Origin of the sequence: Mycolicibacterium baixiangningiae (assembly GCF_016313185.1) — a bacterium.
Lineage (GTDB): Bacteria > Actinomycetota > Actinomycetes > Mycobacteriales > Mycobacteriaceae > Mycobacterium > Mycobacterium baixiangningiae.
The window spans coordinates 998376-1021026 of sequence record NZ_CP066218.1; the positions used below are offsets into that span (position 1 = coordinate 998376).

Genomic DNA, 22651 nt, shown 5'->3' on the forward strand with positions numbered 1-22651 from the left:
CTCACCAGGCGCCGCTGACGATTAGGCTGCCGACGCGCAGGATCATCACCGTGAACGCCGCGAGTCCGCCGAGGCTGGTGAGGATGATCAGGAACTCGGCGACGTGGACGACGAACGTCGCGCCGTCGACCAGCAGCGCGTAACGCAGGCGGTAGCGGAAGTACTCGAACATCCTGCCGGTGAGCAGGCAGCCGTACAGGGACACCGTGCGGGGCTCTCGGCGCCCGGTGCGTTGGAACCAGCGGTCGATGTCGTTCACCGCGACGTACCCGGCCACGCACGCACGTCCGCAGCACCTTTCGTCGTCGATCGCGCAATACTAACGCGTTGCTGTGGAAGGCTGTTGCCGTGCAGCTGGCTACCCGCTGCGTTCACTGGTGAAAGGGTGCACCATGCGGCGAGGCGACGTAGCCGTATTGTCGATTTCCGCGGCGCTGGCCGCGATTGTCGTCGCTGCTGTCACCTACAGCGTGACTGCCCTCGACCGGACACCCAACCCGTCTGCGCTGGTATCCGACGGCGCCGCCTCCAGTTGGCTGGTGCTCACCTGGGCGCCCAGCTTCTGCATCGCCGAACCGGAAAACGCGGCGTGTGAGTCCGGTGAGGTCGCCAAGAAGGGGTCGACGCTTGTCCTGCACGGTCTGTGGCCGCAGCCACGCGACCGTCAGTATTGCGGTGTGCCACAGGAGTTTCGCGATCGCGAATCAGCGCTGCCGGCGGTGCAGGTGGCGGACGACGTCCGTGACCAACTGGGTTCGACGACCGTCAACACGGACTCGCTGATGCACCACGAGTGGTACACCCACGGCACGTGTGCGGGTGTCTCGCCGGACACCTACTTCGGCGATGGGGCTGCGTTGACCGACGAGGCCCGCACGGTCCTCGATCCGGTGCTGCGCGACGCGGCCGGGGGCCGGTTGACGTTGGCCGCCGTCCGGGCGCGCGTCGACGAGGCGTTCGGCGCGGGGGCAGGGGAGCGGGTGGGGTTCGGGTGCCGGACGGCGTCCGGTGAGGGAACGGTGATCGTCGAGGTGCGGCTGTCGCTACCTCCGGTCGTCGGGTTGCGCGACGGGGAGGAGCTGGCGTCGCTGGGCACGCTGCTCGGCGACGCGCCGCCGATGGCGTTGCAGTGCCGGCACGGCAGCGTGCCGTGAGGGCCGGTTACTCCTCGTCCGGCTGACCGCGGGATCGTCGCTTGCCGAACAACTTCGACCCTTCCCCTGTCGTCTTCGAGAGGAAGTTGCTGACCGCGGTGTACCCCTCGGTGGCGACTCCGAGTGCCTGCGTCGCCGCGACGGAGGCCTTGTCGGCGGCGGCTTGCAGCGCCTCCTTCGGCGTCGGTGCATCGATCTCGGACCACTCCAGCGCTTGCGCGCGACGGGCGTGGGCGAACCGATCCAGATCCTCGCGCAGCTTCGGCAGGTCTCGTGTCAGGCCTTGGACCGACCAGAAGCGGAAGCCGTCGATCGCTTCGGTTCTCGCGACGGCGTCGAGAACGGTCTGCGCCCGTCGATACAGCTCTCCGTCGGCGGCCATCTGATGGGCGAGCAGCTCACGCGCGTCGTCGAGCACCTTCTGAAGGTGTTGCGGCTCGGTCGCTTCCACGCGGGCGATGCGCAGCCGCTGCCACTGGAACAACGACTCCTCGGCGACGACGAGCAAGCTCAGCGTCTCGCCCAGCTGCTGGTTCTCAACCGCGTTGACGACGAACTCGGCGCGATCCTGGATCGGTCGTGACGGGTCGAAGGTCTTGAGTGTGGCGAGGGCGTGTTGCCGTAACTGCTCGACCGTCCGGTTCAAGCCCGGCCCGATGCTCGAAATCCAATCCCAGTCGGTATCCGAGAACGCCCCGTGCTTCTCGAGATAGTTGACCATGCGTTCGAGCGACAGGCGATCCCCGAGGACGTCCCCGGACCGGCTGGCCTGGGCGAGGCGGAGCACTTCCTCGACCTTGCTCTCGACGCGTTGGACGGCGAGCATCTGGGCAGACATGAGCTTGGCCGGATTGACGTCCGTCGGCTTCCACTGCAGCTGGCTGACGAACTTCTTGTCCGCACCCCGAGTTGTCATGCGGAAGAAGCCGTCCGTTCCGGGGATCAGCTGACCCTTCCGCACTGCTCTGACGCTGTCGGGGTGCAGTTGGACGAACTTGGCGGATTCCCCAAGAAGCGATGCGGCCCCGGCGGCCAGGCCGGTGGCATTGCCCAGCGATGCCTTGTCGAGCCCGACGGTCTGGATGGCGTAGCCGGCGTTCTCGGTGAGCCGTTGCAGGTAGGACTCGACGGCCTCGGGCTCCCCGCCGACCAGGAGCCCTTCCGGCTGCGTAGACACCACCACTTCGCCGGGAGCTGCTTCGGAGGTTGTAGGCAGGTTGTCCGTCTCGTCTACTGCCGTGGTGAGCTCTTCGTCCGCCATCGTCGCCCTCTCGCGTGGCCTGCCAAGGCTGTGTCGCCGCCAATTGGCCGCGCTCCCAGTGCTAAGTTGCCGCTTCTCCCCGGCTGGCAAACATAAGAGGGGAAATTCCGTACGTGCAATTGGTGTGTATGGAAGCAGCGCGGAGCCCATACGCTGGATCTGTGAGGGCGCTGGACAGCACGCGTTCGACCCAGCAGGTTTGCAGCCGGCTCGTCGTATCGCCCGAACTAGCCCACGATATGCGCAGCACGCGTTAGACCCCACTCCGTTCCAACCTCTCATCGACACCCCATGCGCTCCGTCAGTGGCGCAACGTGCAGGAGCCTGCTTGCACGCCAATTCGCTGGAAAGGTGGTCCGAATCATGGAGTTGGTCGACAATGTGATCGTCCGTCGAGCCGTCGGTGAGTTCGCGGCCCATCCTGACCAGCGGCGTGCGCTCGAAGTGCTTCGGTCGTGCATGTACGGCGAACTTCTCTTCGACGTCACTGGATCAGATGCGCCAGTAGACGGTTCGTTCCCCGGCGGATCTCGGCTCCAAATCCGTGGTGGCACGGGCCCAGGTGGCGGTCGGGCGCTGTTCGCATTCACGCGGCAGGAGGAAATTGCCCGCCTGTATGCGCCGGATACTCACACTCAGTCGATGGTGACGCCGGCTGCGGGCGCATTGGGGATGGCGCGGCAACAACGCGATGCCTGGCTCTATATCGATCCTGCGGGGCCAACGTGTGCGCTGTCGGCCGCTGATATCGATTTCGCCTTGCGTAATCCGAACAACGAGCCTTTGAAGACGGCGCTCGCCGCGCTGGATACAGGTCACGCCGACAGGGGAGATGTCCTGCGAGTTCTTGTGGACGACGGCCCGATACTGCTGGGTGCGGACGAGAAGTCCGTCGCGGGCAAGGTGGTCGCTCGCTCTATGGCGTTGGCCGACGGCTCGACTGCCCTGGTCGGTTTCACGAGCGCGCCAGAGGTCGTTGCGTTCAACCCGTCGGATGCTGTCGTCGCTCTCACCGCGCACGAGGTGCTGGAGATGGTTCGCAGGGACGGCTACAGCGCAATCGTTATCAATCCCGCCGGTCCCTCAATCTCATACGCAAGAAATGAAATTGGGAACAGCGCGTAAGCGTCGCTCGGGCGAAGTAACCGGTTTCCATGGCTGCATACAAGTCCGCCACCGCGGTCGAGTACGTGTCCGCTCGCGGTCCACCAGGCCAGGCTCGATACCGATTACGCCCGTCGGCTCTGGTCGGCAAAGCCTCGTCGAACGAGGGCCGACCTCATGATCACCGACGCGAATAAACGGCGCGGAATATCCGCAGCCCTTGGTTTATCCTGATTCGCGAAGAGCCGGTTAAACGAGTCGCTGGCGTTGCTGACTCGTTCCCACGTGCGTCAGAGCTATGTCGGTCCAGGGACATTCGAGCTCATCGAATGCTCCAGTCACTTGTTCGGCGGACTCGGAATACCATCTATAACAAAATCGTGAAATAAGCGTCAGGGGTTTCCATAGGCTTCCAGGATCCCGGCGTGCGCTGTTTCGTAATACTTCAAGATATTGTCTCGAACCCAGTGCAGTTCTTCGGCAGTGGTCTTCGGGTCGAAACTCACAGCCTCGATCAGCACTTCCAGGGGTACGTCAGGCATCGGGGAGAACCTGGTTAAGTACTGCCACTTCGAAGATTTGTCTCGCGGACCGAACTCGTTTCGCGCATCTAGCGGTGCGATCATGCAGTTCACGCTGCCCTCGCGGGACGATTGGTAAATCTGGATCCTGCAATCCGCGGATACGTAATAGACGACAGAACCAAATCTGCCGCCTTCGTCGACATCAACATTGGCACTATCTAGCGTGAACCCGAGGTCGGATAAGAGTGGGCCGACTACGGATTGCACTTCTTCTGTAAAGTCATTCGCAGTATTCATCAACTTCCTACTCTCACCCACGAGTTGCCGATCCGCTCATATCCGTATGCCGGTGCGTTTTGCATCAGGTACTTTATCTCCCTCGCGGAGAACGAATTTGGGTCAGTGCGAACCACGTCTTCTACCGACGAAAACCTCGTACCTTGAACGACATAGTCGAAGCGCGCAACACCGATCTCCATCTGAGCTTTGAGGAATTGCTCGTTTACCTGCCAACCGAGCGCATCGGCCTCCTGGTTGCTGAGGGCGTGACCGATAGCGCTCCAAGTGTCGGGTCCTGTGTCGTAGTAGATACCCCCGTTGTTCCTGGCTTCACCTATGTATCCATCTTCCTGTCCGGCCCACTTGCCCAGGACCACGCGGTCCGCGTTGCCCGCGTCGACGGTCGGGCTCGGCATGCGGTGCGTCGAGAGGTCTGCGAGTTCGCGCGCAAGGTCAACTGTCGGCTGCCCGTTCACGAAGGCGTCGTTGAGACTCGATGCCAATCGGGGAGCGTCAGGCGAGTAGCCGTCAGAGTAATCCCAGACGGCAGGTGGCGAGTGATCGCCCGTTGCGGGGCCGAGTGAAGTCGGGTTGTCGAATGTGTCTGTGCCGCCTGGCGTATGAAGGATGTCTTCGGGGATGCCCGCCCCCACGCCGCGGGCCGCGAGGGCGGCTTCACCCCCGAAAACGGCACCCGGCGCAGTGATGGCCGTGCCGCCGGCCACCTCCCCCAGATAGTGCTCGGGGTACTTCGTCAGGTGCTCGACTTCCTCGGTCAAGGAGTCGATCGGGTTGGTGACTCGTTCCCAGCTGCCCGTGACCAGGTCGGTCCAGGCGCCTTTGAGGTCCTCTGATCCGTTGGCTCCGATGAGGTCTTTGATGCCTTCCTCGGTGTTGAACCAGCCGTCGGCGAACCCGTCGGCGAAGCTGGGCGGTGGCTTCGGCCCGCTCTCGGTCGGCCTGGCAGCGGGTAGTGGCTTCTGCCCTGCAGCGACGATCGCATCGAGTCGCTGCTCGATCTCCTCGGGCGGCACACCGTCACGCAGCATCGTTTGTCGCGCAAGTTCTTTGAACTGCTGGACCTTGGCGGGGTCCATCGGCGTAGGCCCGGCGGTGGGGCTGCCTTCGGGCCCGCCCGGCTTTGTTGACGCGGCACCGTCGCCGGATTCTCCGGTGAGCTGATCCAGTGCGCTGTCGAGGCTGTCGGGTGTGGACTTACGCTGCTCGCCGTCCTGGGGGAGCAGCAGATCCTCCAGCGATCCTGCCGACTTCACCACCGGCTCTGCGCCCCCGCTGGCCGCGGTGATTGCACCTGCCAGTTCGGCGTCTATTCGCTCGCCGTCGGCAAGTACGATCGCGATGCGCGCCTGTAGATCGGTGACTTTGGCCGCGACCTTCGCGGCGTACTCGTCTGTCATGTGTCCGGTGTCGGGCGGGATCACCTGGTTGGTGGTCTCGTTGATGGTCACCGCCGGTTGGGCGGCGGCGTCGTCGAGGATGCGCCTTATGGTCTCGGCGAGATCCTCGGCGTCCTGGTGGACAAGTTCCATCCGGCTCGCCGCGGCGCCCAGGCTTTCGGCCACCGCGTCGTGATCGCTCGCCGTGGCCTCCATCGCGGACCGGGCCGCCTGCGCACCCTGCCCCTCCCACGTGGACACCGTGACCAACGAGCGATAAAAGTCAGCGGCGTCGGTGTGGTTCGCGACAGCGTCCCGCGCTGATTGCGCCAAGTCGGCGATCTCCGGCGGCCACTGCTTGAGCTCGCTGAGGTTCAGTGCCATGCGATCAACTCAGGGCGCGGAACCCGCATTGTCGATTCGGTCTGCGCTGCCGGCATCGGTGCTCAGATAGGCGTCCGCCGCGTCGCGGTGTCCTTGCGCGTGCTTGGCGAAAGTTCCGCCGAACTTCGCACCGTCGGCTTCCCAGGCTGCCAGCATTCCCGGCAACGCAGCAGCTGCGGACCCTGACCCGAGGGCGGCTTTGCTCGCGCGGGATTGTGCTGCGTGATGCGCTGTTCGGAATCCGCTGGCCTGACCGTCGAGATGGTCCGCGGTAATGCGTAGCTCTGTCGGATCGGTCTTCAGCGGCTCATGCGGATGCGACACCGTGCCCCCCTTTCGCCTGTTAGCCGCACACTAACACCGCTACGGCGTGTGCCGAGGCGGCAAATTGGTTCAGGAAAACCTGAAAGCCTGCAGACCGTTCTGCACGCGAACCGCGAAACGAAGCTGTCCGCCGAGCCGGGGATGGCCCTAGATGGTCCACGTCGTCGAGTTGCTTACAAACGCAAATTCCGCAGTCGACGCGATCGTGCCGATAGCGTCATCAAAGCCGCCGAACGGCGAAGGCAGCGCGCGCAGACCATCGGGTCGGTGCTCAAATCGACGGTGTCGATCGTGATGTTGATTTGGCTCTTGTTAAGCGTGCTCAACGTGGTCGGGGTCAACATCGCGCCATTCATCGCCTCTGCCGGCATCGTCGGCTTGGCGATCGGTTTCGGCGCACAGAACCTGGTGCGCGATTTCGTCACGGGCGTATTCATGCTCTTGGAAGATCAATACGGGGTAGGGGACAACGTCGACCTCGGCGAAGCGGTCGGCGAGGTGGAAAGCGTCGGTCTCCGGGTCACCACCGTGCGCGATATCGACGGCACCCTCTGGTACGTCCGCAACGGTGAGATCGCGCGTGTCGGCAATATGAGCCAGGACTACGCGGTGGCTCGGGTGGAGTTGCCGGTCGCCTTGACCGCCAACGTCGACCAGGCTGAAACGGTGGCGGTGCAAGCCGCCGAGGAAGCGCTGGAGGATCCCGAGTTGGCCGCGAAGGTGCTCGGTAGTCCCGAGATGCTCGGGGTGCAGGACGTATCGCCCGACCTGCTGACGTTACGGATGACGATCAAGACTCGCCCCAATGCGCAGTGATCGGTGCAGCGACGACTGCGTCGCGACATCCTGCGCGCCTTCGACGAGAACGGGATCGAGCTGCCGATCCGGACACCTCGCGTATACGCGGTCCCCGACGAGTGAGTCCGTCACTCCCCAGGCGGCGTTTCACCGCACCGACCGCAATCATCGGGATGAGGCTCATCGGCCGAACGAAACGGAATGTCTTTCAGGGAAAGTTGCGCGAACAGCACCGCCTCCCGCGGATGCGATGACAGCCGCTCGATCACCTCCGCCTCGTACTCGGTCCACAACGCGCCGGCATCTCGGTAGAGGCGGCCCGCAGTGGTCGAGGACGGCCAGCGATGAAACACGTCGGCCCGCGCTCCGAGCAGTTCGTCTGGTCGGTGCTCGGCGAGCAGCTCGCACCAGTACTCCGCGGCACGCTGTGACTGGTGGCCGTTGTCGAAGTCGGTGGCCTGCTTCGCCCAGTCGATCGCCGCGTCGACCTCGTCGATCTCCATGAGGGCTACCGCGGTATCCGTGAGCCACGCGGCGACCCGTCGGTCTCGGGCGTGGGTGCGGATGATCGCGTCGACGTCACGATCGAACACGGCCAGCCGCCGGGCATTCCAGTTCAGGGTGAACCACGCCCCCGAGCCCGGCGACGAGAACGGCTGATCGTCCGGCGGTCGCGGCGCGAGTGTCGCGGCGTGTTCGTCGAGTTTGGCGCGGTAGGCGGCGATCCCCGCCGGGCCGAGCGCGGAGGCGTAGGCGACCGGATCGATCGTGAAGTAGTCGCACTCGTCTACGAACTGGAATTTCATCATCCACGTGATGAGTTTGTTCGCCGGCGGGCGTGCCTTGGCGGCGGCAATCGGATGGAGATCGAGTAGGTCGCGGCACGCGTCGCCGATGATGCCGCTGGAGTCGTCGGCGCGCATGATCACCTTCAGTGCTGACGCGATGGCCCGCTGGGTCACGGCCAGCACTTCAGCGGGGTCGTGGTCATGCGTGGCCTGCTGCAGGATCGCCACCGCTTCGTGCATCTGGGCTCCGTGCGCGTTGGCGACCTTCCACCGCCACACGTCAGCCCGGGTTCGAATCAGGGGTAGAACCGTATCGGCGAGAGAACTCACCTCGTCATGATGCGCGATGCGCCCGACTGGGTGCGCGGGCTTGTCACCCGTCAAGCACGCTGAGCCCGCCCCTCCACGCCGCGAGGACCTCCTCGACCCGCAAACGCACGCGGTCGCGCGCGTCGTCGCGGTCGACCCCCGCCATCAGCAGGTCGTCGTACTCGGTGTCGACGTGGCGGACCGAGGCGGTGACCGCGAGCCGTATCGCGTCCGGATCCAGAGCGCGGCCGGCGGCGCGGCGCCCGACGCGTCCGCTGCCGCGTAGGGCTGCGTGATAGGCGACGGCCTCGGCGCGTGTGGAAGGGCAGCCTGGGAAGTGCATCCGGATGGCTTCGGCGAAGTCGCCGCGGAACTTCTCGTCGACGACCTCTCGACGCAGCTGGTCGCGTTGTCGGCGCAACGCCCGGGCGTCGGCGTCCTCGAGGCACTGTCGCGCGGCCACCTCGATGGCGTCGGATTCGGCCAAAATGCCCTGTCGTTCATAGCGATTACGGCGCCGGCTCCATTGGACGACCACGGCGGACAGTCGGCTTGCATTCGCGGTCCGACGGGTCAAAGCGGCGTCACCGGAGGGAAGGAAGACGAGGTGGCCCAGATCGGCGCAATCCAGACAGGAGATGCCGGTTGTGGTCGTAAGCAGCAGATCGCCCGAACCGCCGCAGGAATCACAGGTCCATGCATACTCGACCTCCTCGACGGTGAGCCCGCGGGGACGGTGTCGCGGCAGGGCCGGGGCGGGTTGCTCACTGACGGCCCAACGGGTGCGGAATGCGCGCTCGGCATCGGCGTCAACGCCGGTGGTGAACGAATGGTCGCCGTAGTCGGTATCCCACGGTTTGAGCCCGCGGTCGTGCGCCCACGCCGACAGGGCCGCCAGGGCGGCGGCAGTCTTGTCGGAGTCAACCGCGACGCACAGCCCGAGCGCGGCGACGCGGCCGGTGAGCCACCGATCGACGTGGGGCTGGGTGAGCCAGCCCAGGCCGATCAGAACGTCGATGGGCGTGACGAATTGCCGTTCGGCCAGCGCGGCCTCGGCGATGTGTGCGATGCGGGTTTCCAGACGTGCCGTGACATCGCCAGCGTAGGTCCGCGGCCCGACAGTTCGCCCGGTCGGTTGCCGAGTCTGTTTGTCAGTCCTCGCCCATACCGTCTTGTACATGAGCGATGGACGCATTCGACGCAAAGTGAAAAGGGCCAGGCGTGAGGCCCGGCGCAGGAGGAGGCTCGAAACACGATCCGCCGGCGAGGAGCCGGCCACGGAGGACATCTTCCAACGGTTGATCTCGGGGCATCCGTTGGGACTGCTCGGCTTCTTCAGCAAGGAGGTGGAGCACGCCACACCGCACCGGTGGGTGCTCGACGCCGAACCTCGTGAGTCGATGGACATCCCGTATCTCGTCTCCAACCTCGTGGCGACGCCCGGACCCGGCGCTGACGCGGTGCTGGCGGCACTGGCCGAACTGGTCGACGACGAGCAGCTGCGCGACGCCTGCCGCGGTGAGCTCGCTGCCCGACGTGACGGGCTGTCGGGCCTCGCGGCGGAGCTGTCCGACGTGCGCGTACATACCGCTGTGCGGATGATCCATGTTCTCGGCGACGACGACCATCTCTTCATCGGCTGTCGCATCGGGAAATGGGATCTCACCTGCGTGGCGCTCCTCGCGCACGGCGAGCTGTCCGAGATCGTCGACGCAGCCTTCGCGCCCACCGCGGTGGAGGACGTCCTTACCGACGCGAAGCGGCGACTCGGCGAACGTGACTACGCCGTGGAGCCGCTCGACCTCGCCGATGCGCGCGCCTGCCTCGAACACGGCATGAGACAGAGCGACCTGCTGCCGATACGTCCGACAGCCATGTGGCCGGACTGCCGGCCGCTGGTGCGCGCGGTGACCCGCCACCTCCCCGAAGGCGGACAACGACCACGCCCCTCAGAGGCTGAGGAGCAACTGCGCGAGGAGGTGATCGAAGAGTTCTTTACCACCTCGGCCGGCGCACCCTTCGACAACATGGACGGCCGAGAACTGCTCTCGGACTGTGCCGACAGCGGCACCGGAGATCCGTTGCGATGGAGTGCCGACCGACTACGGAATCTGCTGCAGCGGCCATACATCAGCGAGTACGGACCGACTGTCGGCGTCGTACAGCGCCCTCGAGGTGCCCGATCTGCTCAAGGCCTATGTCCCGTTCGCGCATGGGCGTGCCGGGGTCCGCGACGATCTGACCGCGGAGGCGCTGGACGTCATCGATGAACTGCGCCTGGGCTATCAGCGAGCAGTGCTGAGCGAAGGCTCCGAACCCCTCGGTTCCGTTTGGTGAGGGGCTCGCCCCTGGAAGTGGGGCAAACTCAGTTGGTCCGATTGCGGAAGGCAGTGGTTCCGGGGGAGGTGGACCGACATCACGGGATTGGTCGACAATGAGACCGTCCGTCGAGCTGTCGATGAGTTCGCGGCCCAGCCTGACCAGCGGCGCCTGCTCGAGGTGCTTCGGTCGTGCATGTACGGAGAACTCCTCTTCGGCCTCACAGGATCAGATGTGCCAGTGGACGGTTCGTTTCCCCGAGGATCTCGGATCCAGATCCGCGGCGGCACTGGCCCGGGCGGCGGTCGGGCGTTGTTCGCCTTCACGCGCCAAGAGGAAATTGATCGCCTGTATCCGCCGGGCACTGAAACCCAGTCGATGGTTACGCCTGCGCGCGGCGCACTGGAGTTGGCGCGGCAGCAACAGGATGCCTGGCTCTATATCGATCCCGCGGGCCCGACGTGTGCGTTGTCGGCCTCCGACATTGACTTTGCCTTGCGTAATCCGAACAACGAGCCGCTGAAGACAGTGCTAGCCGCCCTGGATGCCGGTCATGCCGACAGAAGTGATGTCCTGCAGTTGCTCTTTGCGGACGGCCCGCTGCTGCTGGCTGCGAACGAGGCAACCGAGCCGGGCAAGGTGAGGGTTCGATGGATGACCTTGGCAGATGGCTCGCCGGCCCTGGTCGCCTTTACCAGCGCGCCCGAGGCCGTCGCTTCCAATGCATCGGATGGCTTCTTTGCACTGAGCACGTCTGCGGTGCTCGAAATGGTTCGCAGGGACGGCTATGACGGGATCGTGATAAACCCCGCCGGGCCATCAGTTGCGTTTTCCTTAGCCGACATTTGGGACGACGAGTAGGTGCACTATCGCGTCGAGCTTTCAGCGATGTGCCGGCCGACGACTCGGCGCTCCGAAGAAAAATTGTCGTTCCCGCTGGCCGCGCTGCGTTAGCGATGTTTTACGTTTCGCGGATTCCAGCGTGCGCCGCTTTGTAGTGTTTCGCGATATTGTCGCGAACCCACTGAAGTTGTTCGACGCTGGTCTTGGGCTCGAGCTAACCTCCGCGGCCAACTCTTCCAAAGGTAGCGGACGGTGATGCATGCACCAGCCCACTTCGATGCGGAGGTGCTTTCGGCACTTGGGCGACTGCAGCGCGGCGGTGCGCTCACCGTCGTGGAGGTCGATACAGCACTTGGCGAACTCCGGCGGGCACCGGTGACTCGGCACAATCTCACTCCCGTGGCGGTCGGAGCGTGGGCGCGCCGCGACACACTCCGACTGGCCGATGCGCTCTACGTCGAGCTGGCAGATACCGCTGGTCTGACGTTGCTGACGACGGACCAGACGCTGGCACGTGCTTGGCCTTTTGCTGACGTGATCATCTGAGTCGGTCTGTCGCGCGAACAGGCAGCCCGCGGTCCGCCGGAATGCTTGGGGCCGCCCGTCTCCGACCCTGATCTAACCGCACGCGCCACCCTGTGAGGATCCAAGATCTGTGCACGAGTCCGCCGATGAGGGCAATGGTGAAGGCGCAAATAGCGATGGGATTCCACTGGTAGCCTAGTCCCATGGAGGCTGTCATTGACTCCGGTGGTCGAATAGTCCTGCCCCAAGCAGTTGCGTGACGCGTTGGGTCTGACTCCCGGATCCAAGGTGGATATCTCAGCGTATGGCGGTGGGCTGCACGTCATTCCCGGAGGGCGGACGGCTCGACTCGAGCGCGATGAGGACGGGCGCCTGGTAGCCAGGGCGGATACGGTCGTCACCGATGAGATGATGTTCGCCCTCATCGATTCGGGACGGCGGTGACGCCGGCGCCGGTGACGGTGACGGTGGTCGATACCAGCGTCGCAGTGCCCCTCCTCGTGACCTCGCACCCGCAACACACCCTGATCGCGAAGTGGGCCAAGGCGCGGTCTCTTGGGCTCAGCGGGCACGCGCTGGCCGAAACTTATTCAGTGCTCACCCGTCTGCCTGCCGATGCTCGCGTCAGCCCTAGTGACGCGGTCGCACTGATCGATGAGAACTTCCCCGAATCCTTTCAACTCGGCGCCCGGGCCGCGCGGAACACCCACCGCGAGTTCGCCCGCCGAGGAATCGCCGGGGGCGCGACCTATGACGGGCTTGTCGCCTTGGCGGCTCGTGAACGCGGTGCCGTGCTGTTCACCCGAGATGCGCGCGCTAGAGTCTCGACGAGTTTGTCCATCCGCCGGGTGGAGACCCCCAGCAGGTAGCAGGTGGCGACCACCGTGGTCAGGCGACGTTCTTCGGGGACAAGCCACTGAACGCTGACATCGAGAATCTCTTGCTCTACAACATCGATTCGTTCAGGGCAGCGAGACGAAACGGAATCCGCTTCGAGCACGGTGGCGCAGGCGGTGGTCAGTACCCATTCGGATACCGCTACGCGGTCGCACCCCGGTCGGCTCCCTTGGCGCACTGGCAGCAGGGGCGGACGCTAGCGTCATTCGGTTGGACCGACTTAGGTGCTTTCGTCGGTGAAAAGAAGTTGGCACAGGTGTGGCTCGCTCTCGCGTGCGGAAAGGCCGAAGTCGAGGTGCCGGCAGCAGCTACGCGCGGGACACCATTCGCAGTGAAGGTCGAGATCCGGCCGCACCTCGAACGCCGCCCGGTGATAGGTGGATTGATGAAGGGCGTTATCGACGGGGTGGTCTGTGCCTTCCAAGCCCACACCGATACGTCGGTCCTGCCGGACGTAGTAACCCGCCTCGTGAAGGATCTCCCAGCACGCCCGGAGGAGATCGAGCGTTGTCTGCTCGATCAACGCCGAGCCGTGCTCGGCGCCGTACCACGGCTCGTCTCTCCCTACCGCGAAGGCGTCAAGTGGGATCCCGCGGATCATCTCTGCGTTGCCGGAGAGGTGCTCACCGCTGAAGCAGTCGATGCGCGCTGGGCGATCAAAGGTCAGATCGTCGAACTTCTCCGCTGAGGCGATGCAACCACGGGAAACTAGCGATCGCGGTAGCCCTCAGGGCGCGCCCCGGAGCCGCAGGGCAGATCGGACGAGGGATGCTGGTCGGGATGATCGCTGCCCCAGCTGCATTGGCCGTGGTCCTGCCAGGACTTTTGATCGCGCAGGCTGCGGGTCTTGTCTGACCGGTCAGATCACCTCCTCGATGGGGGCCGAGTCGCTGAAACGCTGGATCACGTTGGCCGTTATCCGCGCGACCGCGTTGTCACCGTCGTGGTGGAAGAGACTTGCGCACCAACTCATCGAGGATGTCGCGAACATGGCGCCACCGTTCGGAGTGGTGAAGTAGGTGATGTCCGCTCGCACCAACGGGCTTTCCTCTCCGTTGGTCGCGGGGTTCGCCCCGTAGATCTCCTCCGTCGTGAGCATCGAATTCTGGTCGTGGCCCACGGAGGTGGCAAGAACCCGCGTGTGCGGGGGACTACCTTGGTCGAGGTCGTAGCGATCCACCTCCAGGCCGGCGGCGCCGCCGTTGACCAAGCCGAAGTCGCCGAGGCGCTCACTCGTGTCGACGCCTTCGGTGATCCATGCGACCCCCGGATCGGCGACGTCTGAGAGGTATTCGTAATAGGTCGACACTGCCATGGTGTGAGCGGCATACCCTGTGCCCCACACTTTCTGCGGTGCGCGGCCGCGCATCCGCCAGAGACCACCCTTCTCACCGGTGGTTGAGTGCTGAAGCTCGCCCGGACGCCCCCGCCATGACTGGTCGCCGTTCTCCCCCCGGCGGATTTCGACGACATGGTCCTTGTCGGGCGCGACGCTGGTGACCCAGTACATCCCGTTGCCGCCCAGGTACATTCCGCGGCCTCCGCCTGCCAGATAGATCTCCCAGGCATCGATCATCTCGGCGGAGTAATACTCCGGATGGGTGGCCGTCAGCACCGTGGTGTAGCGCGAAAGCAGCTCTGCGCCTTCAGTGTGGAGGTCGTGATCGGTAGCGATGTCGTAGTTGAACCCGCGATCGGTCATCCAGCAGACCAGATGCAGATCTGCGGGATACTGCCACACCTGGGAGCTCTGCTCGTGCTGGTAGCTGGGCTGCATGTTCAATTGCGGTCGCCGCCAGCTGGAGTACTGCACGCCGCGGCCGTCGAGGTGCTTGTCGTAGCACGACAGTCCGTACTGGTCGATCCCACTGTTCATGGCGAAGTCGAGATCCTCCAGAACGGTGATGTGCCCGTTGCCGAGCTGACCCATCGGGGTGTTCTGATACACCTGGCTGTTGGTGTAGGCCAGGTAGCTGAAGGTGGGGATGAGCAACAGGATGGGGCTGGTGGCGGTACCTCGCGGCGCGGTGACGAAGAAGGGCACGAAGAACGTCTCCGGTCCGTCCTCGCGAACTTCCTTACACTCCAGGGCATAACAGCCGCTGGCGAGGTCTGCCGGAACTGTGAATTCGAGGGTCGTCGGCCAGCGGCAATCGTCGAGGGAGTCGTTGTGGAACCACATGGCTCCGTACTCGTGGGGCGCGTGGGCGAAGTTGAACTCCTTGCCGGACCATCTCCAGCCGGTCATTCCTCGATCGGGCTGGTTGACGCATTCACCGATCAACCCGGCGACGGGTTCTTCCACCCGGTCCCCGAGTCCGGGGCCGGCGACCGAGGTGTCCTGTCCCAGTTGCCATGCCGCGGCGGGCGCGCATTTGTCGCGTGCGGCGTGGCAGTCCGCGATCTGATCGGGGTTCAAGGCGTGCGACCAGAACCGGGGCGCGTCGATCTTGCCGTTGAACCCCGCGGTGACGCGTTGTCGGGGCTCGACGGTGCTGCGGACGCCGATGCCGCCCAGAAGCGCATCGGTGCCCGAGTCCCCGGGTGCGGCGGCGGTATCGACCGTATCGGCGGACCCGTCGAACGGGACGACGAGCCCGAAAATGCTGTTGGTGCTGTTGATCACCGACCGCTGGGACAGCGTCACGGTATTGGCGGCGACATCGACCACGGCGACCACCGAATACCAGACCTCTCTGAGGAGAGGCATTCCTGTGCACACGCGGGTGGTGTTGCCCGCACCGTCGCCGAGTAGGACCGTGAGCCCCTCCGGCTCGAGGACGACCGCCCATCCGGTGGCCGTGTGGTCGTCCCATCGCGACATCAGACCCTGCCGGCCGAGCGAGGGCAGAGTCGGCCACACGTAGAAGTGCACCGTGAAGGAGTCGGCGCCGACCAGCCTGCCGTCCGGGTCGGGGATCCGCACGAAGCCGCCACTCTGGGTGAACTGGTCCGCGACGGACAGTCGCTGGTCGAGCGTCGACGGGATGTGCACCGTGCGCATTCCCGGACCTGCGGGGTTGAGGTTGCCGTTGTACATACGCAACAGTCGCGTATCGACAGGGCCGTCGCCGGTGTGCGCCAGATGAAACGTCAGTGATTCGCCGGGCGCCACGTTAGGCCGAGAGTTGTAGCCGCGCAACCGAAGTGCACTGTTCATATGTTGTCTGCTTCCACTGAGCCGATGCCGGTGATCTCGTGCGCCCGCTCGAGGAACGCGGCGGCGATGGCGTCCTCCTTGGTGCGGAAGGTACGAGAGGTGTCGACGGTCGGTGGCACGCCGCGCTCGGCGTGCAGGCGTGCCAGGTAATAGCTTTCGTAGGACGGTGCGGCGTAGGCGAAGGTGCGCCCTTCGATCGGCGCCATCCGCATGAAGTTGAGCAGGTGGCGCAACGCGAGTGTTCGCGGCTTCCTGCCGATCACATCGCTGCAGAACTCGTCGATGGTCTCGGGTGTCACTGCGTCGCGAAGTGCGGCGCGCCGGCGCTCATCGAAGCGCCGACGGATCTCGGCGTTGCGATCCTCGACCACCGTCTGTCCGGTCAACGGCATGAATGCTGTGCCTTTCGTGTCACTGGTAATTGCCGACGGCTTCGTCACAGGTGGCCAGGTTGTCTTTGGTGATGGTCGCCGCCTCGAGGGTGGTCGACTTCTGAACCTCTCCGCCGCTGAGGAGATCGACGGTGACCTCAGCGCCGGTGTGCCCCAGCGCGAACGGATCCCACAGTGCGGTGGCGTACTGCTTGCCCGCTTCGATGTTGCGGTAGCCCACCGGGTCACAGTCGGCGCCGACGGCCACATAATCCCGGCCGGCGATGGTGCCGGCGCGTTCGCCGGCGAGGATGGCGCCGTCGAGCATCACGTCGGAGTGGGCGAACACTCCGACGATGTTGTCGGCGGCGTGGCGGGAGAACATCTGCGCGGCGACGGTGGTCGCTTCGGTGCCATCCCAGTTGGCGGTCATCGACGACACGATCTTCAGATCCGGTGCGATCTGCGCCAGGGTCTCTTCGAATCCCTTCTTCCGCAGGATGGTGGTGGCACCCCCGGGAGAGCCCTCGATCTGCAGGATCGTGCCCTGCACCGGCTTTTCTCGGGCGGTGAGCCCGTCCACGATCGCCTGCGCGCTGCTGGCGCCGATCTTCTCTTCGTCGTAGCCCCAGAACGCGTCATAGAGGTTGTCGTCATCAGTGGCCGGCTGGTAGATGCCGACGACGATCTTGGTGTCGGGGGACTGCTGGCGCGCTCGGGCGTAGGCGGGGATCAGGGAGGAGGTATCGGTCGGCCACAGCACGATCGCGGCGGGCTTGGTGCTCAGCGCCTGGTTGAACTTCTGCATCTGGTCGGCGCCGGCGCCGTATTCGCTGTACTCGGTCACGACTTTGAGGCCCGCGCCCTCGAGGTCCTCGGTGACCGTGTCGGCGAAGTTGGATTGTGTGGGGTTCGAGCGGGGGAGGGTCAGGACGTAGGCGGACTGGCCCTCGACCCCCTCAGTGGAACCCCCTGCGGCGCTGCCGTTGTCGCCGCCGGTTGAGCAGCCACTGACGGTAAGGGTGACAGTCAGCGTGGCCATCGTGGCGATCCGAATTCGGTTCATCGGGATCCTTCGTCGAGGGTGGTGGACTCCGCCGCCGTTGCGGCGGAAGCTGTTTGGCCTTCGGCGATGACGAGCCGTTGTGAGCCGCGTTGCACCAGTCGGCGTAGTGGACGATCGCAGATCACCACGACGACCAACACGACGCCGTTGACCAGCTGGATGGTCGCCGATGCGACGCCGCCAAGGCTGAGGCCGTTGTTGAGGATCGCGAGCAGCAACGCCCCGCCCACGGCCCCGACCAGGGAGCCGCGTCCGCCGGTGAGCGCGATCCCACCGATGAGCACTGCGGTGGCGGCCTGCAGCAGGTACGCGTTGTTCGGGCCCGGCTGCCCAGTGGCCAGGGCGACACCTTCGAGGGCGCCGCCGATCCCGGCGCAGCCGGCGCAGAGGACCAGGGCGGCGACCACGCTCGAGGTGACGGGCAGGCCGGTGGACCGGGCGCGGATGCCGTCGCTGCCGATGGCGTAGAGAAACCGGCCCCACCAGGCCCGCTTGACCACCACGATCAGCAGGGCCACCAAGGCGAGTTGCAGAACGGATTGCCTCGAGAGGACGCCGAGGAGCGGCTCGGTCAGCTCCAGGCCGGGTTGATAGTCGGCCATGGTCACGACGTTGTTGCCGGTGACCAGGTAGCCGAGACCGATGCCGAGCATCATCGTCGCCACGGTGACGGCCAGGGAGGCGATCCGCACCGCCCCGGTGGCCAGGCCGTTCACCAGTCCGATGAGCAGTGCGGAGCCGACGCCGACGGCGACGCTGAGGGCCAGGCCCAGCTCGTCGGCGTACTGCACGGTGATCAGGCCGGCGAGGGGGAACGTCGCAGCGATCGAGAGGTCGAATTCGCCGGTGATCATGACGACGGCGAGGCCGGCCGACACCAACGCCAGCGTCGCGAAGACCTGCATCAGCGCGTAGAGGTTCCCGGCACTGGAGAACCCGGGCACCGCCACGGCGCACGCTACGTACGCGATGAGGGCGATCAACCACGTCAGCAGAGTGCGGGCGCCCCAATAGGTGGAGCGGGTGAGGGTTTTGCTCATCGCGCACTCTTCGTCTTGAGGACGCCGGACATCAGCACGACGAGCAGGATCAGTACGCCTTCGGTGACGAGCTGCATCTCGTAGCTCAGGCCAGCCAGGGCGGCGACGTTGTTGAGCAGTCCGGCGAACACGGCGCCGATGGCGGCTCCGACAGGCGTGCCCACACCGCCGGCGATCGCGACGCCGCCGACGACGACGGCCACGATGGCGTCGAAACCCAAACCGGCTCCCGACATCAGCTGCCCCTGGTTGGACTGGGCCGCGAGCAGCGCTCCCGCGAGGCCGGTCGTGGCGCCGGAGATGGCGAAGGCTGCGGTGATGAGCACAGTGCGGCGGTACCCCGACACCAGGCTCGCGGGCTCGTTGAGTCCGAACAGGGTCAGTTGGCGACCGAACACGGTTCGGCGTAGCACCCACAGCAGAACGATGGTGAGAACGAGGAACACAGCGGTCTGGAACGGCAGGACACCGAGCACGTTCATGTTGAGCACGGAGTTGTTGCCGTCGCTGAGTACGGTCTGCCCGTTGGTCCACAGCTGTCCCAGGCCGACCAGGATGGCGGCCGAGGCGATGGTGACGATGATGGGGTCGGCGCCGAATCGGCCGACGACGATACCTTGGAGCGCGCCGACTGCGGTGCCGAGGGCGACGGTGAGCAGCACCGCGACGACGACACCGAACTGCCCGTTGGACGCGAACGTGATGGTGCACAACGCGACCAGGGCGGGTATGGACAGCGAGAACACCTGACCGGCGATGGTGATGAAGCTCAGTCCGACGGCGATGATTCCGATCAGGGACACCGACAGGCACAGACCGCGGATGTTGGACGCGGTGGGGAAGGCATCGATGGTGACGGTGGCGACGGCGGCCAGTGCGATCGTGGCAGCGGTGACCAACCCGGTGGCGGTGGTGCTGAGCCGGGGTGCCCGCAGCGAGGACCGCAGGTCGGTGAGAGTCATACCGGCTCTCCGTGCAGGATCTCGGTGATCAGCGTGGTCTCGTCGGTGTCATCGACCCAATGGCTGCCGACCGTCCTCCCGCGGTACATGGTGACCGCACGGTCGGCGAGGTCGCGGATCTCCACGATGTCGGTGCTGTAGACGACCACCAAGACGTGCTCGGCGGCCAAGCGGCGCAGCGCCTGATGAATCTCCGCGCGCGCCCCGATATCGACGCCGCGGGTCGGTTCACTCATCAGCAACAACTGCGGTTGCATCGCGAGCGCGCGGGCGATGGCGACCTTCTGCTGGTTACCGCCGCTGAACGCCGACGCGTCCTCGTCCAGCCGCTTCCGGTCGAACCCCACAGCGTCGGCCATCTCGCACGCGAGCTCGCGTTCGCGCTTCCGGCTGAGCACCTGGGTGCCACTGATGCGGCTCAGCGCGCTCGAGGACATGTTGAAGGTCACTGCGGTATCGAGGAACAGACCCTCGGTCGCGCGATCCGCCGGCACGTATCCGATGCCCCGGCGCTTCGTTGCCACGCGGCTCGGGACAGCGAGGGCATCGCCGCGCAACGTGATGGATCCTCGGTGCGGGGGCAGAAACCCCGCCAGTGTCCGCACGACATCGTCGGCGCCGGAGCCGACCTGACCGAACAGCGCGACGATTTCGCCGTCGCGCGCGGTGAAGCCGACGTCTTCGTAACGGCCCTCGACGGTCAGCCCGGTCAGCTCCAGCATGTTGGATGTATCGCGGTCACGTTCGTTGGGAACGCTTTTGGTGACGACGGTGTGGGCGTCGCCCAACATGGCCTCGACAATGGCAGGCATCGTGAACTCGGATCGGCGGCCGGTGGCCGCGACTCGGCCAGATCGGAGAATGGTCACCCGGTCGGCCAGTTCCATGACCTCGCCGAGCCGGTGAGTGATGTAGAGAACGGCATGTCCGGCGGCCGCGAGATTACGTGTCACGGTGTGAACGCGGCGGATCTCGACGTCGGAAAGCGTGGCGGTGGGCTCATCAAGGATCAGCACCTGCGCATCGCGGATCAGCCCACGCGCCAACTCGAGAAGTTGCTGCTGCGCCAATGACAGCGTCTCGACGGGTCGGTCGAGATGGACATCGGTCAGGCCGGCGGCATCGAGAACCTGGCGAGCCCGCCCGCGGAGGCGCCGGTAGGGGACCAGCCACCGGTTCGCCCGTCCTGCCAGTGCCAGGTTGTCGAGGACGGACAGCTGCGGCACCACCGAGAGCTCTTGGAAGACCATCGCGACGTCGTCGTCGTAGGCAGGACCGACGACTCGGCCACCACTGGGGGCGATGATGCCGGCCAAGATCTTGACCAAAGTGCTCTTGCCGGCGCCGTTCTCGCCGAGAAGGGCGTGAATCTCGCCGGCGAGGAATTCGACGTCAACGGACTGCAGAACCGTCACCTCGCCGTACTTCTTGCTGACAGATTCGGCTGCAAGCAGTGGGGAGGCGCTTGACTCGTCGTGGACGGCTTCGTGTTGTGGCGACGGCACCGGCTCAAACTCCTGTGGGGACGGGGTGAGGAAGGACGATGGCACGCTGAGCAACGAAAGCTGGCCGCGCGGCCGGCGGTTCGCCGCAGGCGGAGACTCGGCGGGTACCGGCGATACCCGCGGAGCGGACTCTCCGGCCTGGCGTCAGACGCGGTCGCCGAGTGTGGAATTCAGCTGCGCGTAGCGTTGCGGCGAACGGGCCTTGATGAGGTAGGCGCCGATAAGGCCGATGGCGAGCGAGGCGAACAGCATTGTCGTGAAGCTGATCTGCAGCCAGCCTCCGCCACCGAGTAGGACATCCATACCGGTGACCGCGTACCAGAGAAACGGCAGGAGACCGGCGATGCCGAGCAGTGGCGCGATGAAGGTGTTCCACGGCCGCTTGTCCACATCCGAGCGGCGGAAGAACACGAAGATCGCGATGCTGGCGATGGTCTGCAGCAGGATGATCGCCGCCGCGCCCACGCCGGTCCACCAGGTGAACAAGGTGGTGTACGGGTCCAGACCCAGGACGGCGAAGATGGCCACCACGATCGCGACCATCGCTATCTGCACGTAGCAGGCCACGGCTGGTGACTTGCGTGTGGGGTGGGTGGTGCCCAGTCGCGCCCAGATGACGCCCTGGCGGCCCAGCGAATAGAGATAGCGGGCGACGTTGTTGTGGAATGTCAGGATCGCGGCGAACAGGCTGGTGATCACCAGCAGCTGAAACGCCTCGGTGCCGATCTGGCCCAACACGCTGTCGCTCACGGCGAAAACCAGGTTGCCACCCTCGGTTTCGGTCAGCCCGACCACGTTGCCGACGCCCACGGCGTTGACGATCAGGAAGGCGGTGACGGCATAGAACACGCCCATGAAGATGACCGACGCGTAGGTGGCCCGTGGGACGGTGCGCTTGGGGTCCTTGGCCTCCTCACCGTAGATGGCGGTGCCCTCGAATCCGATGAACGACGCGTGGGCGAACATGAGCGCGACACCGAGCGCGCCGGCGAACACCGCCGAGGGGGCGAACGGTTCGAGGGAGTACTCGGATAGGGGGGTCGGCGAGTTGACCAGGATGCCGATGTTGAGAACCAGAATGACGCCGGTTTCCAGGGTGAGCAGTACCGCCAGGACGCGCGCGCCGGCATGGATCTGGCGGACGCCGAGGAACAGTGCAGCCCCCATGGCCAGGAACGAGAACACCCACCAGGGAAGTGCGGCGCCGCTGTGCCTGTTGACGAATTCCGCCCCGTAGTAACCGAACCCACCGATGACGCCGAGTTGAATCGCGTCGTAGGCGAAGATCGCCAGCGAGGCCGAGCCCAGCCCCATCGGTCTGCCGAGGCCTCGGGTGATGAACGCGTAGAACGCACCCGCGTTGGTGATGTGCTTGCTCATCGCGACGTAGCCGACCGCGAAAACCGTCAGCACGACAGCGACGACGACGAAGGCGCCCGCGATGCCGACCCCGTTGCCCGCGCCGATGATCACCGGGAACAGGGCCACCACCACGGTCAGCGGGGCGGCGGCGGCCACGACGAAGAACACGATGCCGAGTACGCCGATTTGGTTGCGCGCCAGACCCGGTGGCCCATCGGGGGATACTTTTGCGGTGGCCAGCGGCTTGGGATCGTCCTGGTCAAGCATGTCGTGTCCTTT

The 22651-nt window shown here is 65.3% G+C and carries 19 protein-coding genes and 4 pseudogenes; 8 read left to right on the forward strand and 15 right to left on the reverse strand.

Annotation, left to right across the window (positions count from 1 at the left end; all coding sequences use genetic code 11):
• Window position 1 precedes the first annotated feature (1 nt).
• Window positions 2–277: a hypothetical protein gene (locus tag I7X18_RS29475; protein WP_226862921.1), complete on the reverse strand. Its 276-nt coding sequence runs from the start codon at window positions 275–277 to the stop codon at window positions 2–4.
• Window positions 278–392: 115 nt separating this feature from the next.
• Here I7X18_RS29475 and I7X18_RS04670 point away from each other — a divergent pair, with 115 nt between their 5' ends.
• Entirely contained in the window at window positions 393–1154 is a 762-nt protein-coding gene (locus I7X18_RS04670; protein ID WP_193044327.1) for a ribonuclease T2 family protein, read from the forward strand.
• Window positions 1155–1161: 7 nt separating this feature from the next.
• Here the strand turns inward: I7X18_RS04670 and I7X18_RS04675 are convergent, their stop codons facing one another.
• Entirely contained in the window at window positions 1162–2415 is a 1254-nt protein-coding gene (locus tag I7X18_RS04675; protein ID WP_193044326.1) for a hypothetical protein, read from the reverse strand.
• Window positions 2416–2778: 363 nt separating this feature from the next.
• Here I7X18_RS04675 and I7X18_RS04680 point away from each other — a divergent pair, with 363 nt between their 5' ends.
• A complete protein-coding gene (locus I7X18_RS04680) occupies window positions 2779–3540 on the forward strand; it encodes an SseB family protein (RefSeq protein ID WP_193044325.1) in 762 nt (253 codons plus the stop codon).
• 371 nt (window positions 3541–3911) lie between these two features.
• Here I7X18_RS04680 and I7X18_RS04685 read toward each other — a convergent pair whose 3' ends face one another.
• The 3 genes from I7X18_RS04685 to I7X18_RS04695 are packed head-to-tail and all read right to left on the reverse strand — an operon-like array spanning window position 3912 to window position 6427.
• Window positions 3912–4340, reverse strand: a complete 429-nt coding sequence (locus tag I7X18_RS04685) for a hypothetical protein (protein ID WP_193044324.1) — start codon at window positions 4338–4340, stop codon at window positions 3912–3914.
• Entirely contained in the window at window positions 4340–6103 is a 1764-nt protein-coding gene (locus I7X18_RS04690) for a WXG100 family type VII secretion target (RefSeq protein ID WP_193044323.1), read from the reverse strand. Before I7X18_RS04690 ends, I7X18_RS04685 begins: the two co-directional genes overlap by 1 nt.
• Before the next feature lie 9 nt (window positions 6104–6112).
• The gene (locus tag I7X18_RS04695) at window positions 6113–6427 is read right to left on the reverse strand and encodes a type VII secretion target (protein WP_193044322.1); all 315 of its coding nucleotides are present in this window, start codon (window positions 6425–6427) and stop codon (window positions 6113–6115) included.
• A gap of 141 nt (window positions 6428–6568) precedes the next feature.
• Between I7X18_RS04695 and I7X18_RS04700 the strand changes: the two are divergent.
• Window positions 6569–7348 (forward strand): annotated as a pseudogene (locus I7X18_RS04700) (mechanosensitive ion channel family protein).
• Between the two features lie 5 nt (window positions 7349–7353).
• Here I7X18_RS04700 and I7X18_RS04705 read toward each other — a convergent pair.
• Together I7X18_RS04705 and I7X18_RS04710 are read right to left on the reverse strand one after the other, a co-directional pair.
• Window positions 7354–8343, reverse strand: a complete 990-nt coding sequence (locus I7X18_RS04705; protein ID WP_226862920.1) for a DUF6880 family protein — start codon at window positions 8341–8343, stop codon at window positions 7354–7356.
• Between the two features lie 43 nt (window positions 8344–8386).
• A complete protein-coding gene (locus tag I7X18_RS04710; protein WP_226862919.1) occupies window positions 8387–9517 on the reverse strand; it encodes a DUF2293 domain-containing protein in 1131 nt (376 codons plus the stop codon).
• Between I7X18_RS04710 and I7X18_RS04715 the strand changes: the two genes are divergently transcribed.
• From I7X18_RS04715 to I7X18_RS04730, 4 genes and pseudogenes are all read left to right on the forward strand, one after another.
• Complete coding sequence (locus tag I7X18_RS04715) at window positions 9501–10592, forward strand: hypothetical protein (protein ID WP_193044321.1); 1092 nt, start codon at window positions 9501–9503, stop codon at window positions 10590–10592. The two genes, I7X18_RS04710 and I7X18_RS04715, sit on opposite strands and share 17 nt — an antisense overlap.
• 154 nt (window positions 10593–10746) lie before the next feature.
• Window positions 10747–11502 carry an SseB family protein gene (locus I7X18_RS04720; protein WP_193044320.1) on the forward strand — a complete coding sequence of 252 codons (756 nt, stop codon included), beginning with the start codon at window positions 10747–10749 and terminating at the stop codon, window positions 11500–11502.
• Window positions 11503–11730: 228 nt separating this feature from the next.
• A pseudogene (locus I7X18_RS04725) lies at window positions 11731–12030 on the forward strand (type II toxin-antitoxin system VapC family toxin); the annotation flags it as partial.
• Window positions 12031–12449: 419 nt separating this feature from the next.
• Window positions 12450–12830 (forward strand): annotated as a pseudogene (locus I7X18_RS04730) (PIN domain-containing protein); the annotation flags it as partial.
• On the opposite strand, the pseudogene I7X18_RS29480 reads toward I7X18_RS04730, so the two are convergent.
• A pseudogene (locus I7X18_RS29480) lies at window positions 12827–12910 on the reverse strand (transposase); the annotation flags it as partial. The pseudogenes I7X18_RS04730 and I7X18_RS29480 overlap by 4 nt on opposite strands.
• Before the next feature lie 327 nt (window positions 12911–13237).
• Between I7X18_RS29480 and I7X18_RS04735 the strand changes: the two are divergent.
• Window positions 13238–13594 (forward strand): hypothetical protein, encoded by a 357-nt coding sequence (locus I7X18_RS04735; RefSeq protein ID WP_193044318.1) that lies wholly within the window; start codon window positions 13238–13240, stop codon window positions 13592–13594.
• Between the two features lie 171 nt (window positions 13595–13765).
• Here the strand turns inward: I7X18_RS04735 and I7X18_RS04740 are convergent, their stop codons facing one another.
• The 7 genes from I7X18_RS04740 to I7X18_RS04770 form a co-directional block, all read right to left on the reverse strand.
• Window positions 13766–16066 carry a N,N-dimethylformamidase beta subunit family domain-containing protein gene (locus I7X18_RS04740; protein WP_193044317.1) on the reverse strand — a complete coding sequence of 767 codons (2301 nt, stop codon included), beginning with the start codon at window positions 16064–16066 and terminating at the stop codon, window positions 13766–13768.
• Complete coding sequence (locus tag I7X18_RS04745) at window positions 16063–16452, reverse strand: N,N-dimethylformamidase alpha subunit family protein (RefSeq protein ID WP_198730526.1); 390 nt, start codon at window positions 16450–16452, stop codon at window positions 16063–16065. The genes I7X18_RS04740 and I7X18_RS04745 overlap by 4 nt, the downstream gene beginning before the upstream one ends.
• 25 nt (window positions 16453–16477) lie before the next feature.
• A complete protein-coding gene (locus I7X18_RS04750) occupies window positions 16478–17503 on the reverse strand; it encodes a sugar ABC transporter substrate-binding protein (RefSeq protein WP_193044315.1) in 1026 nt (341 codons plus the stop codon).
• Entirely contained in the window at window positions 17500–18543 is a 1044-nt protein-coding gene (locus I7X18_RS04755; RefSeq protein WP_193044314.1) for an ABC transporter permease, read from the reverse strand. Before I7X18_RS04755 ends, I7X18_RS04750 begins: the two co-directional genes overlap by 4 nt.
• A complete protein-coding gene (locus tag I7X18_RS04760; protein ID WP_193044313.1) occupies window positions 18540–19505 on the reverse strand; it encodes an ABC transporter permease in 966 nt (321 codons plus the stop codon). Before I7X18_RS04760 ends, I7X18_RS04755 begins: the two co-directional genes overlap by 4 nt.
• Window positions 19502–21010 carry a sugar ABC transporter ATP-binding protein gene (locus tag I7X18_RS04765; protein WP_193044312.1) on the reverse strand — a complete coding sequence of 503 codons (1509 nt, stop codon included), beginning with the start codon at window positions 21008–21010 and terminating at the stop codon, window positions 19502–19504. Before I7X18_RS04765 ends, I7X18_RS04760 begins: the two co-directional genes overlap by 4 nt.
• Window positions 21011–21154: 144 nt before the next feature.
• Complete coding sequence (locus tag I7X18_RS04770) at window positions 21155–22639, reverse strand: APC family permease (protein ID WP_193044311.1); 1485 nt, start codon at window positions 22637–22639, stop codon at window positions 21155–21157.
• Window positions 22640–22651 lie beyond the last annotated feature (12 nt).